Genomic DNA, 14,968 nt, shown 5'->3' with positions numbered 1-14,968 from the left:
GACTTATGTTTACGGGTTTAGCTCAGTTGGTAGAGCACTGGTCTCCAAAACCAGGTGTCGGGAGTTCGAGTCTCTCAACCCGTGCAATTATAAAGTTGAATACCATTTCAAATTACTTTTAAAAAAAACAATAAAAATGGCTGGATTTGTAAATTATATAAAAGAATCATTCGGAGAACTAAAGAATAATGTGTCTTGGCCTACATGGGCTGAAGGGCAAAGCTTAACAGTTTTAGTTGCGGTATTTTCAATTATATTTTCTCTTGCCATTTGGGGTGTTGATACGGTATTTAGTAAAGTTATTACAGCTTACTTTCAATGGATTGGTTAATTGGGAAAAAGAGAAGTTATGTCTGAAGTAAGTGAAAAAAAATGGTATGTTGTTCGTGCCGTAAGTGGTCAAGAAAACAAAATCAAAACCTATATTGAGAATGAAATTGCTCGATTAGGCATGCAAGATTATGTTGACCAAGTATTGGTGCCAACGGAGCGCGTGATTCAAATACGAAATGGAAAAAAAATACACAAAGAAAAGGTGTTTTTTCCTGGGTATATTATGATTCAAGCAAATTTAACAGGAGAGATTCCTCATATCATAAGATCGGTTACCAATGTAATTGGGTTTTTAGGTGAAACAAAAGGAGGGGATCCTGTGCCATTAAGGCAATCTGAAGTAAATAGAATGCTAGGTAAAGTTGATGAACTTTCGGTTGAAGAAAGTGCAAATGTAGCTATTCCATTTACCAAAGGAGAAACCGTTAAAGTTATTGATGGACCATTCAATGGATTTGATGGTACTATCGAAAAAATTAATGAAGAAAAGCGTAAACTTGAAGTTATGGTTAAAATTTTCGGAAGAAAAACGCCATTAGAGTTGAGTTATATGCAAGTTGAAAAAGTATAATAATTGTTACACTATATAAAATGATGCGGTTTTCGCTTCCAAATTAAAGCGCATCGACTAAATTATTAAAAATGGCAAAAGAATTAGGTAAAGTAGTTAAGTTACAAGTTCGGGGAGGTGCTGCGAATCCGTCGCCACCGGTTGGACCCGCTTTAGGTGCTGCTGGAGTAAACATTATGGAGTTCTGTAAGCAATTTAATGCTAGAACCCAAGATAAAGCTGGTAAAGTATTACCTGTTGTTATCTCTGTTTACAAAGACAAGTCGTTCGACTTTGTTATTAAAACTCCTCCAGCTGCAGTACAATTATTAGAAGCGGCCAAGGTGAAAAAAGGTTCAGGAGAACCAAACCGAAAAAAAGTAGCTAAAGTGACGTGGGATCAGATTAAAGCCATCGCAGAAGACAAAATGCAAGATTTAAATGCATTTGAAGTAGGTTCTGCTATGAAAATGGTTGCTGGTACTGCAAGATCGATGGGAATTACCGTAACAGGAAAATTTCCTTCTTAATCTATTAAAGCATTAAAAAATGGCAAGATTAACAAGAAAGCAAAAAGAAGCTTTAGCGAAGATTGAAAAAGGTAGGGTGTATTCATTAGATGAAGCATCAGCCTTAGTTAAAGAAATTACCAATACAAAGTTTGATGCATCAGTTGATATCGCTGTACGTTTAGGAGTAGATCCACGTAAAGCAAATCAAATGGTAAGAGGTGTTGTTTCACTTCCTCACGGTACTGGTAAAGACATGAGAGTATTAGCATTGGTAACACCAGATAAAGAAGCCGAAGCCAAAGAAGCTGGAGCAGATTACGTTGGTTTAGATGAGTATCTTGATAAAATTAAGAGCGGTTGGACAGACGTTGATGTTATCATTACCATGCCAAGTGTAATGGGTAAATTAGGTCCGTTAGGACGTGTATTAGGTCCTCGTGGTTTAATGCCAAATCCAAAAACTGGTACGGTAACTATGGATGTTGCAAAAGCGGTAAGCGAAGTAAAAGCGGGTAAAATTGACTTTAAAGTTGATAAAACCGGTATTGTGCACGCTGCTATTGGAAAAGCATCATTCAGTGCTGATAAAATTGCTGGAAACGCAAATGAATTGATTCAAACATTAATTAAATTAAAACCAACAACTGCAAAAGGAACTTATGTAAAAAGCATTCACTTGTCTTCTACCATGAGCCCTAGCATCATTGTTGACCCAAAAATTGGTTAATTAGGTTAAAACTTTTATTATGACAAGAGAAGAAAAATCACAAGTAATTGAGGACTTAACAGCAGAATTAGCCAATAACGCAAATATCTATTTAGCAGATATTTCAGGGTTAAACGCAGGAGCTACCTCAGATTTACGTCGCGCCGCTTTTAAGGCCAACGTAAAAATGGCAGTTGTTAAAAACACATTACTTGCAAAAGCAATGGAAGCTTCAGACAAAGAGTTTGGAGAACTTTCAACAGTTTTAAAAGGAAATACATCTGTGATGTATTCTGAAACAGGTAATGCGCCAGCTAAGTTAATAAAAACCTTCCGTAAAAAATCAGAGAAGCCCCTATTAAAAGGTGCTTTTATTGAGGAAGCTATTTACATTGGCGACAACCAATTAGACATGTTAGTTGATATCAAGTCTAAAGAAGAGTTGTTAGGAGATATTATAGGTTTACTTCAATCTCCTGCTAAGAACGTTGTTTCTGCACTTAAATCAAGTGGCGGAAAATTAGCTGGAATTTTAAAAACACTATCTGAAAAAGAAGGATAGTATTAAGCAGTACGCACTTTATTACAATTATATTATTACAAAATTATTAAAACGATAGAAAAATGGCAGATTTAAAAGATTTCGCAGAACAATTAGTTAACCTTACTGTTAAAGAAGTAAACGAGTTAGCAACTATATTAAAAGAAGAGTATGGTATCGAGCCTGCTGCTGCAGCTGTAGCTGTAGCTGCTGGTCCTGCTGCTGGCGGTGATGACGCTGCTGAAGCTCAAACTGAATTTGACGTAATGTTAAAAGCAGCTGGTGCTTCTAAATTGGCAGTAGTTAAATTAGTTAAAGAATTAACTGGTTTAGGATTAAAAGAAGCTAAAGAATTAGTTGACGGTGCACCTAGCGCAATTAAAGAAGGTGTTTCTAAAGACGAAGCAGAAGCTTTAAAAGCACAGTTAGAAGAAGCTGGAGCTGAGGTTGAGCTTAAGTAAGCTTAGCTACTCAAAAACATAAAGGTTTAGGTCTGGAACTTACGTTTCAAGACCTAGACCATTTTGTGTATATAATTGTATACTCAAATAAATTTTCTAACAGCACATAGATATTCAAGATTATTTTAAGCTGTTTTAAAAGTGTTTAAAAAGCACTATAACTATTTTTTAATCAAAATTCCGTCCATTGATGTTATCAACACAAGCTGAAAGATTAAATTTCTCATCTATTGTAAATAGAACGGAATATCCTGATTTCTTGGATATTCAGATTAAATCCTTCCAGGATTTTTTCCAATTAGAAACAAAATCTGAAGAAAGAGGTGATGAAGGTCTTTATAATACCTTCATGGAAAACTTTCCAATTACAGATTCTCGTAATCAATTCGTATTAGAATTTTTAGATTACTTCGTAGATCCACCACGATATACCATTGAAGAGTGTATTGAAAGAGGACTTACTTACAGCGTTCCGCTAAAGGCAAGGTTAAAATTATATTGTACAGACCCTGAACATGAGGATTTCGAGACCATTGTTCAAGATGTGTACTTAGGAACTATACCTTACATGACACCTAGTGGAACCTTTGTTATAAACGGTGCAGAGCGCGTTGTGGTTTCTCAACTACACCGTTCTCCAGGGGTTTTCTTTGGTCAATCCTTCCATGCCAATGGTACAAAATTATATTCGGCAAGAGTTATTCCTTTTAAAGGGTCTTGGATTGAATTTGCTACAGATATCAATCAGGTAATGTATGCCTACATTGATAGAAAGAAAAAGTTACCTGTTACAACGCTTTTCCGTGCTATCGGGTTTGAGCGTGATAAGGATATCTTAGAGATTTTTGACTTGGCCGAAGAGGTTAAAGTTTCAAAATCTGGATTGAAAAAATATTTGGGTCGCAAATTAGCTGCTCGTGTTCTTAACACATGGCATGAGGATTTTGTTGATGAAGATACAGGAGAAGTGGTATCTATTGAGCGTAACGAAATTGTATTAGATCGTGACACGATTTTAGATAAAGATAACATTGAGGAAATAATTGAAGCTGATGTTAAAACGATTCTTTTACACAAAGAATCTAATGAACAAGCAGATTACGCTATCATTCATAATACGCTTCAAAAGGATCCAACAAACTCTGAAAAAGAGGCTGTTGAGCATATTTATCGTCAATTAAGAAATGCCGAGCCGCCAGATGAAGAAACTGCACGTGGTATTATAGATAAATTGTTCTTTTCAGACCAACGTTACTCATTAGGGGAAGTAGGTCGATACAGAATGAACAAAAAATTAGGTCTTAATATTGAAATGGATAAGCAGGTACTTACCAAAGAGGATATTATAACCATTATTAAATATTTAATCGAGCTTATCAATTCTAAAGCTGAGATTGATGATATTGATCACTTATCAAACCGTCGTGTACGTACCGTTGGTGAGCAATTGTCACAACAATTTGGCGTTGGTTTAGCACGTATGGCACGTACTATTCGTGAGCGTATGAACGTTCGTGATAATGAGGTGTTTACACCAATTGATTTGATTAATGCCAAAACATTATCATCTGTAATTAACTCGTTCTTTGGTACGAATCAGCTATCTCAATTCATGGATCAAACCAATCCATTAGCAGAGATTACTCATAAGCGTCGTTTATCGGCTCTTGGACCTGGAGGTCTTTCTCGTGAAAGAGCAGGGTTCGAGGTTCGTGACGTTCACTATACTCACTACGGACGTTTATGTCCTATTGAAACACCAGAGGGACCAAACATTGGTTTGATTTCTTCACTTTCAGTATATGCTAAAGTGAACTCTATGGGATTCATTGAAACACCTTACCGTCCTGTCGAAAACGGTGTGGTGGACATCAAAAACGCCCCAGTATATTTAAGTGCTGAAGAAGAAGAAGAAAAATTAATCGCTCAAGCAACGGTTAAGGTTGATGATGATGGAAAGATTTTGCATGAAAAGGTAATTGCCAGAATGGAGGGCGATTTCCCAGTTATTGAGCCTACTGCAATCCATTTTACTGATGTCGCTCCTAACCAAATTTCATCTATTTCGGCTTCATTAATTCCATTCTTGGAGCATGATGATGCAAACCGTGCGTTAATGGGATCAAACATGATGCGTCAAGCGGTACCATTATTATTGCCACAAGCACCAATTGTTGGAACAGGTTTAGAGCGTCAAGTGGCTTCAGATTCTCGTGTATTGATTAATGCAGAAGGAACAGGAGAGGTGCTTTACGTTGATGCGAATGAAATTAAAATTAGATATGACCGTACTGAAGATGAGGCTAAAGTTAGTTTTGACAGTGATGTTAAAACATACCAATTAGTGAAATTCAGAAAAACCAACCAAGGTACTTCAATAAACCTTAAACCAATCGTGGTTAAAGGTGATAAGGTAACCAAAGGTCAGGTTTTATGTGAAGGTTATGCGACACAACAAGGAGAGTTGGCGCTTGGAAGAAATATGAAAGTTGCCTTTATGCCTTGGAAAGGATATAACTTTGAGGATGCGATCGTGATTTCTGAAAAAGTTGTTCGCGAAGATATATTTACATCCATTCATATTGATGAGTATTCTCTTGAAGTAAGAGACACGAAATTGGGTAACGAAGAATTGACCAATGATATTCCTAACGTTTCTGAAGAGGCAACAAAAGATCTTGATGAAAACGGTATGATTCGTATTGGCGCCGAGGTTAAGCCTGGCGATATTCTTATTGGTAAGATTACGCCTAAAGGAGAATCTGATCCAACACCTGAAGAAAAATTATTGCGTGCTATCTTCGGAGATAAAGCCGGAGATGTAAAAGATGCCTCTTTAAAAGCTTCACCTTCATTAAATGGTGTTGTAATTGAGAAAAAATTATTCTCTAGAGCGGTAAAAGATAAACGTAAGAGAGCTCAAGATAAGGATGATATTTTAGCTTTGGAAGCTCAGTACGACAGAAAGTTCGATGAGTTAAAGGATGTATTGGTTGAAAAGCTATTTAACATTGTAAATGGCAAAACAGCTCAAGGTATCTACAATGATTTAGGTGAAGAAGTATTACCAAAAGGTAAAAAATTCACGTTAAAAATGTTGAATGCCGTAGATGATTATGCTCATTTGATATCAGGAAAATGGACAACAGATGATCATACCAATCAATTGGTTGCCGATTTAATTCACAACTACAAAATCAAGGAAAACGATTTACAAGGTTCTTTACGTCGTGAGAAGTTTACCATTTCTGTGGGTGATGAATTACCAGCCGGTATCATTAAATTAGCTAAAGTTTACATTGCTAAAAAGCGTAAGCTTAAAGTTGGAGATAAAATGGCGGGTCGTCACGGTAACAAAGGTATTGTTGCACGTATTGTTCGTCAAGAAGATATGCCATTCTTGGAAGATGGAACACCAGTTGATATCGTATTGAATCCACTTGGGGTACCTTCGCGTATGAACATTGGTCAGATTTATGAAACTGTATTAGGTTGGGCAGGACAAAAATTAGGGCGTACGTTTGCTACTCCTATTTTTGATGGTGCCAATATAGACCAAATTAATGCGTTAACTGACGAAGCTGGAATTCCAAGATACGGACATACTTATCTCTATGATGGAGGAACTGGTCAACGTTTTGACCAACCAGCAACGGTGGGTGTTATCTACATGTTGAAACTAGGACACATGGTTGATGATAAAATGCACGCACGTTCTATTGGACCTTACTCATTAATTACTCAGCAACCTCTTGGTGGTAAAGCACAATTTGGTGGTCAGCGTTTTGGTGAGATGGAAGTTTGGGCACTTGAGGCTTATGGTGCATCAAGTACCTTACGTGAGATTTTAACTGTAAAATCTGATGATGTTATTGGTAGAGCTAAAACATACGAAAGTATTGTAAAAGGTGAGGCAATGCCAGATCCAGGATTACCTGAATCCTTCAACGTACTTATGCACGAATTGAAAGGTTTAGGTTTAGATATCAGATTAGAAGAGTAGTTAATTAAAAAATTTCAACCATAATATTATGGCAAGAAAACAAGATAAAAATGCAGTAAAGAGATTTAACAAAATCTCCATTGGTTTGGCATCTCCAGAATCTATTTTAGCAGAGTCTAGAGGTGAGGTTTTAAAACCAGAAACTATCAATTATCGAACTCACAAACCAGAACGTGATGGTTTGTTTTGCGAGCGTATCTTTGGTCCTGTTAAGGATTATGAGTGTGCTTGTGGAAAATATAAAAGAATTCGTTACAAGGGTATTGTTTGTGACCGTTGTGGTGTTGAAGTAACCGAAAAGAAAGTACGTCGTGATCGCGTAGGGCACATTAATTTGGTTGTTCCTGTGGCTCATATTTGGTACTTCCGTTCGTTACCAAATAAAATAGGTTACTTACTTGGTTTGCCATCTAAGAAATTAGATATGATTATTTACTACGAACGCTATGTAGTAATTCAGCCAGGTAATGCCAAAAACGAAGACGGTGAACCATTACAAAAAATGGATTTCCTTACTGAAGAAGAGTATCTGAACATATTAGAAACACTTCCTCAAGACAATCAATATTTAGATGATTCAGACCCTAACAAGTTCTTAGCTAAAATGGGTGCTGAATGTTTAATTGAGTTGTTGGCAAGAATAGATTTAGAATCGTTATCATACGAGCTACGTCATAAAGCTAATACAGAAACGTCCAAACAACGTAAAACAGAAGCTTTAAAACGTTTGCAAGTTGTTGAGTCGCTGCGCGAATCAAACTTGAATAGAGAAAACAGACCAGAGTGGATGATTATGAAGGTAATTCCAATCATCCCACCAGAATTGCGTCCATTAGTGCCACTTGATGGTGGTCGTTTCGCAACTTCAGATTTGAACGATTTGTATCGTCGTGTTATTATCCGTAACAACCGCCTTAAAAGATTAGTTGAAATAAAGGCTCCTGAAGTAATTTTACGTAACGAAAAGCGTATGTTACAAGAATCAGTAGATTCATTATTTGATAATACGCGTAAATCTTCAGCAGTAAAAACAGATTCTAACAGACCATTAAAATCGTTATCAGATTCACTTAAAGGTAAGCAAGGGCGTTTCCGTCAAAACTTACTTGGTAAACGTGTTGATTATTCGGCGCGTTCGGTAATTGTTGTTGGTCCGGAATTAAAATTATTCGAGTGCGGATTGCCAAAAAATATGGCTGCCGAGCTTTACAAACCTTTTGTAATTAGAAAGTTAATTGAAAGAGGTATTGTAAAAACGGTAAAATCTGCTAAGAAAATTATAGACAAAAGAGAGCCTGTGGTTTGGGATATCTTGGAAAATGTTCTTAAAGGACACCCAGTATTGCTAAACCGCGCTCCTACATTACACAGATTGGGTATTCAAGCTTTCCAACCAAAATTAATTGAAGGAAAGGCTATCCAATTGCACCCATTGGTGTGTACAGCATTTAACGCGGATTTTGATGGTGATCAAATGGCGGTTCACTTACCATTAGGACCCGAGGCGATTTTAGAGTGTCAATTATTGATGTTGGCGTCTCATAACATCTTAAATCCAGCGAATGGTTCTCCTGTAACGGTACCTTCACAAGATATGGTTCTTGGTCTTTATTATATGACTAAAGAGCGTAAATCTACTCCAGAAGTGCCAGTTAAAGGTGAAGGATTGACGTTCTATTCTCCAGAAGAAGTTGAAATTGCTTTTAATGAAAGAAAAGTTGATTTGAACGCTGGTATTAAAGTGCGAACCATTGATATCAATGAAAATGGTAAGCTTGATAGAATGATTGTTGAAACTACTGTTGGACGTGTATTGTTTAATCAACATGTTCCTCAAGCAGCTGGTTTTATCAATAAAGTATTAACTAAAAAATCTTTAAGAGATATTATTGGTGATATTTTAAAAGTAACATCAGTTCCAGAAACTGCAGATTTCTTGGATGCTATTAGAACATTAGGTTTCAAATTTGCATTCCAAGGTGGTTTGTCATTTAGTTTAGGTGATATTATCATTCCACCGGAAAAACAAAGTATGATTGATAAAGCCAATGGTTTAGTTGATGGTATTACAGGAAACTATAATATGGGTCTTATCACAAATAATGAGCGTTACAACCAGGTTATTGATATTTGGACATCTACAAATGCTGAATTGACCGAGTTGTCCATGAAACGTATTCGTGAAGACCAACAAGGCTTTAACTCAGTGTTCATGATGCTTGATTCAGGAGCTCGTGGATCTAAAGAACAGATTCGTCAGCTTACTGGTATGCGTGGTTTGATGGCAAAACCTAAAAAATCCAATGCTGGTGGAGGTGAAATTATTGAAAACCCAATTCTTTCTAACTTTAAGGAAGGGCTTTCAATTTTGGAATACTTTATCTCGACTCACGGTGCACGTAAAGGTCTTGCAGATACCGCTTTAAAAACGGCTGATGCTGGTTACCTAACACGTCGTTTGGTGGATGTTTCTCAAGATGTTATTATTAATTCTGAAGATTGTGGTACGCTAAGAGGTGTTGAAGTAGAGCCATTGAAGAAGAATGATGAAGTTGTTGAGACTTTAGAGGAAAGAATAGTTGGTCGTGTATCATTAAATGATGTTTACAACCCATTAACTGACGAATTGTTGGTTGCTTCAGGTCAATTGATTGAAGATGATATAGCAAAAGCTATAGAGGAATCACCACTTGAAAGTTTAGAAGTGCGTTCAGCTTTAACTTGTGAAGCATTACAAGGTATTTGTGCTAAATGTTACGGACGTAACTTGGCAACTGGTAAAATGGTTCAACGCGGTGAAGCGGTTGGTGTTGTTGCAGCACAATCTATTGGTGAGCCTGGAACACAGCTTACATTGCGTACTTTCCACGTGGGAGGTATTGCGGGTAACATTTCAGAGGAAAATAAATTGGCCGTTAAGTTTGATGGTATTGCCGAAATAGAAGATTTAAAAACAGTTAAAGGTAAAGACGGAGAAGGTAACGATGTAGATATCGTGATTTCCAGAACGTCTGAACTTAAATTGATAGATAAGAAAACAGGTATTGTTTTAAGTAATAACAACATTCCTTACGGATCTACGCTTCATATTAAAAACGGACAAGAGCTATCTAAAGGGGATGTAGTTTGTACTTGGGATCCTTATAACGGTGTTATCATTTCAGAATTTGCTGGTAAAATTAAGTATGAAAACATCGAGCAAGGTGTTACTTATCAAGTAGAAATTGATGAACAAACCGGTTTCCAAGAAAAAGTAATTTCTGAATCTAGAAACAAAAGATTAATTCCAACACTTCATATTGAAGATGGAAAAGGAGAAATTATCCGTTCTTACAACTTGCCAGTAGGATCTCACTTGATGATTGATGATAAAGAGAAGATTAGCGTTGGTAAGATTTTGGTTAAAATCCCACGTAAATCAGCCAAAGCGGGTGATATTACTGGTGGTCTTCCTCGTGTAACCGAGTTATTTGAAGCACGTAACCCATCTAACCCAGCGGTAGTTAGTGAGATAGATGGTGTCGTTTCATTTGGTAAGATTAAACGTGGTAACCGTGAAATCATTGTAGAGTCTAAACTTGGTGAGGTTAAAAAATACTTGGTTAAATTATCTAATCAAATCCTTGTTCAAGAGAATGATTATGTAAAAGCAGGTATGCCTTTATCTGATGGGTCTATTACGCCAAACGATATTCTTGATATCAAAGGACCTTCTGCTGTTCAGCAGTATTTGGTTAATGAAGTACAAGAGGTATATCGTTTACAAGGTGTGAAAATTAACGACAAGCATTTTGAGGTTGTTGTAAGACAGATGATGCGTAAAGTAAGAATCATTGATTCTGGTGATACTATCTTCTTAGAAGACCAATTGGCGCATAAAGATGATTTTATTATGGAAAATGATGAAATCTTCGGAATGAAAGTTATTGAAGATGCTGGGGATTCGGTAAATCTTAAAGCGGGACAAATTATTTCGCCTCGTGAATTAAGAGATGAAAACTCTATTTTACGTCGTGAGGATAAAAATCTTGTAGTGGCAAGAGATGCCAAACCGGCAACAGCTACGCCTATATTACAAGGTATAACAAGAGCATCGCTTCAAACTAAGTCGTTCATTTCTGCGGCATCGTTCCAAGAAACAACAAAAGTTCTTAACGAGGCAGCGGTAGCCGGTAAGGTTGATACCTTAGATGGCTTGAAAGAAAATGTTATTGTAGGTCATAGAATTCCGGCGGGTACAGGTATGAGAAACTATTCTAATATCATTGTGGGCTCAAAAGAAGAATTTGACGAGATGATGCAAGTAAAACAAGAATTAAATTATAACTAAAAATTGTCATTCCCGCTTAGGCGGGAATGCTTTTTTTATATCATATCTAAAAATTATGGCAGACGAAAAGGATAAACCAAAACAAGGACAAATCAATATAGAACTTGACGAGAAGGTTGCGGAAGGAACTTATTCCAACTTAGCCATTATAAATCATTCCGTTTCAGAATTTGTAGTGGATTTCGTGAACATTATGCCAGGAGTACCAAAAAATAAAGTAAAATCTAGGATTATATTGACGCCGCAACATGCCAAACGCTTGTTAAAAGCTTTAGGTGATAATGTGGCTAGATTTGAAAATGCCCATGGTGAAATCAAAGATTACGAGCAACCACCAATACCATTAAACTTTGGCCCAACGGGACAAGCTTAATAAAAACTTATACGAATTTTATATTTTCGAAAGGTTGCTCGAAATGGTTTAATGAGCAACCGCCAATACCATTGAATTTTGGCCGACGGGACAAGCATAAATAAAAAAGCCTTTGTTTTACAAAGGCTTTTTTATTATTCACTAATTTCTAGAATTTTGTTGAGGTGAAATTTTAAGGCTCCAGAAGGACATTTGTTTACTTGTTTCATGATTCTGTCCGTTGATGAGCCGTTTAGGTCAACCCAAGGTATAACAGAGTTCATAAAAACTTCAGAAAGTTCTTTGGCACATATACCAGAAAGAACACAAACACAGGGGTCGTAGGTTACAGTAATTTCATCATTACTGAATTCTTTTGCATTAATTTCCATAATATAATCAATTTGGGGTTGATTGTTCATTTAAAATTAGAAATACCTTAAGTTTATAAATCAATTAATCGTTAAAAACGTCCAAAAACTTGTCAAAAAGTTGCATTTTCGATGAAATACATAGTCATTTAATCAAATTCTGATACAAAATGAAATTTTAAACTCGGATACTTTTGTTGACTCATTTCAAGTGAAAAGGGTGAATCTGCAAGAAATACCAATTGGTTTTGTTTGTCTTTTGCAAGAAAACGTTGCTTTACCCTTAAAAAATCTTTGAATTCTTCACTTTTTTCATCTTCGGCTTCAATCCAACAAGCTTTATATACGTTTAGGTTTTCATAAGTACACTTTGCACCATATTCATGTTCTAACCTATATTGAATGACTTCGTATTGTAATGCACCAACGGTACCAATGACTTTCCTTCCATTAAGCTCTAATGTGAACAATTGAGCCACACCTTCGTCCATCAATTGGTCTATCCCTTTAAAAAGTTGTTTAGATTTTAAGGGGTCGGCATTATTGATATATCTAAAATGTTCTGGTGAAAAGCTTGGTATACCTTTATAGTTTATTTCTTCTCCTTCGGAAAGCGTGTCGCCTATTTTAAAATTACCGGTGTCATGCAGGCCGACAATATCACCTGGATAGGAGACATCAACAATTTCCTTTTTTTCGGCAAAAAATGCATTCGGACTTGAAAACTTCATCTTTTTGTTTTGTCTTACGTGAAGGTATGGCTTGTTTCTTTCAAACTTTCCAGAAACAATTTTTACAAAGGCCAAACGATCTCTATGGTTGGGATCCATATTGGCGTGTATTTTAAACACAAACCCTGTAAACTTGTCTTCCTTGGGTTCAACCAAGCGTTCTTCACTGTGTTTTGGTCTTGGTTTAGGGGCTATTTCGATAAAACAATCCAATAGTTCCCTTACACCAAAATTGTTTAATGCGGAACCAAAAAATACAGGTTGTTGTTTTCCTTGAAGATATTCATCTTTATCAAAATCAGGATATATGCCTTCAACCAACTCGATTTCTTCCCTTAACGTATTGGCAGCTTTTTCACCAACCAACTTATCAAGTTCAGGGGAGGACAGATCGGATATTTCAATAGTTTCCTCAATATCTTTTCTGCTATCTCCGGTAAAAAGGTTGATGTTTTTCTCCCATATATTATAGATACCCTTAAAATCATAGCCCATACCAATTGGGAAACTCAACGGAACAACTTTCAGACCCAGTTTCTGTTCAATTTCATCCAACAAATCAAACGCATCTTTACCTTCTCTATCCATTTTGTTGATGAACACAATCATGGGAATGTTGCGCATGCGGCAAACTTCAACTAATTTTTCAGTCTGTTCCTCAACACCTTTGGCAACGTCAATGACAACTATCACGCTATCAACAGCGGTTAAAGTTCTAAAGGTATCTTCAGCAAAATCTTTATGCCCAGGTGTATCTAAAATGTTGATTTTAATGCCATCATATTCAAAAGCCAAAACAGAAGTAGCTACCGAAATACCACGCTGGCGCTCAATTTCCATAAAGTCGCTCGTCGCTCCCTTTTTAATTTTATTGCTTTTTACGGCACCCGCTTCTTGAATGGCACCACCAAAAAGCAAAAGTTTTTCGGTTAATGTTGTTTTACCGGCATCGGGGTGTGAAATAATTCCAAAAGTTCGTCTGCGTTGTATTTCTTTTAAAAAGCTCATAACTGTTTGTGCAAATGGGTTGCAAAGATAATATTTATAGTTCATTAGAAATATAAGTTATAGCATCATTTTATTTTTCTATTTATAAATACGGGATTTAGCATTTTACTTGGTATTTTTGTTAGACTATGAAAGAAGAAAAGGTAATTTTGGTTAATGAAAATGACGAACAAATTGGGTTGATGCCCAAGTTGGAAGCACATGAAAAAGCATTGCTGCACCGCGCGTTTTCGGTTTTTGTTTTTAATGACCAAAACGAGTTGATGCTGCAACAAAGAGCATGGGATAAGTATCATTCTCCAGGACTTTGGACGAACACGTGCTGCAGTCATCAACGGGAAGGTGAAACCAATATAGAAGCCGGGAAAAGGCGGTTACGAGAGGAAATGGGTTTTGTTGTTGACTTGCAAGAATCTATTTCATTTATATATAAAGCCCCTTTTGATAACGGTCTCACAGAGCATGAATATGACCATATATTGTTGGGCAAATACAACGGCGAACCTGCAATTAACCCTGATGAAGTGGCCAATTGGAAATGGATGTCCTTAGAGGCAGTAAAAGATGATATTTCTTCGAATCCTGATTTATATACTGCTTGGTTCAAGGTGATTTTTGATAAATTCTACCAACACATAAATATCAAGTTATGAAGGTAAAGGTTAGTAGAAAAGCGCATTTTAATGCGGCGCACAGATTGTTTAGGAAAGATTGGAGTAATCAAAAAAATGAAGAGATTTTTGGAAAATGCAACAATCCTAATTTTCATGGCCATAATTATGAACTCATCGTATCGGTAATAGGCGAGATTGATGAAGAAACGGGTTATGTTATTGACATGAAAATTCTAAAGGATATCATAAAGGAAGAAGTTGAAGATGCCTTCGACCATAAAAACTTAAATCTTGAAGTTCCGGAATTCAAAACTTTAAACCCGACCGCCGAAAATATTGTCGTTGTTATTTATAATAAAATTAAGCCTAAACTAGATCCTAAACTGGAACTGGAAATAACACTTTACGAAACACCTCGAAACTTTGTTACCTTTTCAGGTTAATAATTTAAAATCA

The 14,968-nt window shown here is 36.4% G+C and carries 13 protein-coding genes and 1 tRNA gene; 12 read left to right on the top strand and 2 right to left on the bottom strand.

Annotation, left to right across the window (positions count from 1 at the left end):
• The first annotated feature begins 11 nt into the window (after window positions 1-11).
• From WJN01_RS11720 to WJN01_RS11675, 10 genes are all read left to right on the top strand, one after another.
• Window positions 12-84, top strand: a tRNA-Trp gene (locus tag WJN01_RS11720).
• Window positions 85-136: 52 nt separating this feature from the next.
• Window positions 137-331, top strand: coding sequence for a preprotein translocase subunit SecE (secE, locus tag WJN01_RS11715; RefSeq protein ID WP_370476784.1), 195 nt, complete (start codon window positions 137-139; stop codon window positions 329-331).
• An 18-nt stretch (window positions 332-349) separates the two neighbouring features.
• Window positions 350-904, top strand: coding sequence for a transcription termination/antitermination protein NusG (gene nusG, locus WJN01_RS11710; RefSeq protein ID WP_445197346.1), 555 nt, complete (start codon window positions 350-352; stop codon window positions 902-904).
• Between the two features lie 71 nt (window positions 905-975).
• Entirely contained in the window at window positions 976-1,413 is a 438-nt protein-coding gene (gene rplK, locus WJN01_RS11705) for a 50S ribosomal protein L11 (protein WP_370476782.1), read from the top strand.
• A gap of 19 nt (window positions 1,414-1,432) precedes the next feature.
• Window positions 1,433-2,122: a 50S ribosomal protein L1 gene (gene rplA, locus WJN01_RS11700; protein WP_445197345.1), complete on the top strand. Its 690-nt coding sequence runs from the start codon at window positions 1,433-1,435 to the stop codon at window positions 2,120-2,122.
• Window positions 2,123-2,141: 19 nt separating this feature from the next.
• Complete coding sequence (gene rplJ / locus WJN01_RS11695; protein ID WP_445197344.1) at window positions 2,142-2,663, top strand: 50S ribosomal protein L10; 522 nt, start codon at window positions 2,142-2,144, stop codon at window positions 2,661-2,663.
• A 62-nt stretch (window positions 2,664-2,725) separates the two neighbouring features.
• Window positions 2,726-3,103 (top strand): 50S ribosomal protein L7/L12, encoded by a 378-nt coding sequence (gene rplL, locus WJN01_RS11690; protein WP_445197343.1) that lies wholly within the window; start codon window positions 2,726-2,728, stop codon window positions 3,101-3,103.
• 190 nt (window positions 3,104-3,293) lie between these two features.
• Window positions 3,294-7,106 carry a DNA-directed RNA polymerase subunit beta gene (gene rpoB / locus WJN01_RS11685; RefSeq protein ID WP_445197482.1) on the top strand — a complete coding sequence of 1,271 codons (3,813 nt, stop codon included), beginning with the start codon at window positions 3,294-3,296 and terminating at the stop codon, window positions 7,104-7,106.
• A 28-nt stretch (window positions 7,107-7,134) separates the two neighbouring features.
• A complete protein-coding gene (rpoC, locus tag WJN01_RS11680) occupies window positions 7,135-11,436 on the top strand; it encodes a DNA-directed RNA polymerase subunit beta' (RefSeq protein WP_445197342.1) in 4,302 nt (1,433 codons plus the stop codon).
• Window positions 11,437-11,491: 55 nt separating this feature from the next.
• Window positions 11,492-11,809: a DUF3467 domain-containing protein gene (locus WJN01_RS11675; protein ID WP_445197341.1), complete on the top strand. Its 318-nt coding sequence runs from the start codon at window positions 11,492-11,494 to the stop codon at window positions 11,807-11,809.
• Between the two features lie 134 nt (window positions 11,810-11,943).
• On the opposite strand, the gene WJN01_RS11670 is transcribed toward WJN01_RS11675, so the two are convergent.
• Entirely contained in the window at window positions 11,944-12,210 is a 267-nt protein-coding gene (locus WJN01_RS11670; protein WP_445197340.1) for a (4Fe-4S)-binding protein, read from the bottom strand.
• A gap of 98 nt (window positions 12,211-12,308) precedes the next feature.
• Window positions 12,309-13,898: a peptide chain release factor 3 gene (locus tag WJN01_RS11665; RefSeq protein WP_445197339.1), complete on the bottom strand. Its 1,590-nt coding sequence runs from the start codon at window positions 13,896-13,898 to the stop codon at window positions 12,309-12,311.
• 128 nt (window positions 13,899-14,026) lie between these two features.
• On the opposite strand from WJN01_RS11665, the gene idi reads away from it, so the two are divergent.
• Both idi and WJN01_RS11655 read left to right on the top strand, forming a co-directional pair.
• Entirely contained in the window at window positions 14,027-14,551 is a 525-nt protein-coding gene (idi, locus tag WJN01_RS11660; protein ID WP_445197338.1) for an isopentenyl-diphosphate Delta-isomerase, read from the top strand.
• Window positions 14,548-14,955, top strand: a complete 408-nt coding sequence (locus WJN01_RS11655; protein ID WP_445197337.1) for a 6-pyruvoyl trahydropterin synthase family protein — start codon at window positions 14,548-14,550, stop codon at window positions 14,953-14,955. Before idi ends, WJN01_RS11655 begins: the two co-directional genes overlap by 4 nt.
• Window positions 14,956-14,968: the final 13 nt, after the last annotated feature.

The organism is Tamlana sedimenti (assembly GCF_038148895.1).
Taxonomy (GTDB): Bacteria; Bacteroidota; Bacteroidia; order Flavobacteriales; family Flavobacteriaceae; genus Tamlana.
Note: the sequence above shows the minus strand (reverse complement) of the source record. Positions and strands in the feature narration are given on the sequence as shown.